Source organism: Thermostichus sp. MS-CIW-41, from assembly GCF_054058915.1.
Genome location: NZ_JBSSBO010000094.1, coordinates 1 through 1,004, shown reverse-complemented (window position 1 = coordinate 1,004; position 1,004 = coordinate 1). Strand labels below are relative to the sequence as shown.

Below are 1,004 nucleotides of genomic sequence, written 5' to 3'. Positions count from 1 at the left end.
CTCAAGGGGTACAATAGCAGCACTTAGCAAACCAACTTCGGAAGGAGGATGGATTGATCAGTAGTAAAGAAGTCTTCACTATCTGCTCCATGCTATATTTCCCAATTCTGCAAAGCTGCCGAATAAAATGCTTCAACACCGACCACATCATCTCAATGGGATTCAACTCCGGCGCATACACAGGCAGGTATAGGATTCGTGCTCCTGTCCCCCTAATCAATTCCTCAACTTCCCGACTCTTGTGGATATTTAAATTGTCCATAATCACAACCTTCCTCGCATCTAGCTTCGGACATAGCTCGCTTCTCAAAAACTCCAAAAAATCTCCTTTCTTCATCCCACCCTTGATGACACGACAGCCAACTACACCTCTCAAGGAAATAGCTCCAATAACCGTATACTTTTCACCCTTGTATCTCTGACGATAATGATAAGCCCTTTGACCACGTAAACTCCGAGATACTCTCCGCTCCATTCCCTCCCAGACTCCCGTCTGGTCGATGGCAATCAAATCCTCCGCTGGAATATTCCTGACTTCTTGACTATAAGCTAGTCGTTCCCTTTGCACCTCCTCTTCTTTGACTTTTGCACTGCGGTAGGTCTTTTTTTTAGAGTCATTCCTTGCTTTTTCAAGAAATTATGTATCGTGACGATGCTTACATTGATTCCTAAGCGCTCGCGCAACAGTTCTTGATACTGCCACAGGTAGAAGTCTGGGTGTTCTGTAATAATTGCCATCACTTCCTGCCGATGTTGTTCCAAAATGCCCACTCGCTTGGTGCCTGCTTTCTTAGGGGCTAAATCTTGAGTTTGTTGGTACTGACGCACCCAGCGGTGTACTGTTCTTTTGGTCACCATGAAGCGTTTAGCTACCTGGCGGATGGAGGTGTTACCTGCCTGATAGGCTGCTACAACTCTTTGCCGCAAATCCAAAGAATGAGTCGGCATTCCTTTCTCTCCTTCCTCTTGAATACCTGTACCCTATTTTAAATTAAAAGGCTGTA

General features: G+C 45.3%; 1 protein-coding gene. It reads right to left on the bottom strand.

The genetic code is table 11. From position 1 onward, the window contains the following. Position 1: 1 nt before the first annotated feature. Positions 2 to 948, bottom strand: a protein-coding gene (locus ACVWXE_RS14360; protein ID WP_148203181.1) for an IS630-like element ISSoc15 family transposase whose coding sequence is annotated in 2 segments (ribosomal slippage) — positions 2 to 612 and positions 612 to 948 — 948 coding nt in all. Because the reading frame shifts where the segments join, the coding sequence is not laid out codon by codon here. Positions 949 to 1,004: the final 56 nt, after the last annotated feature.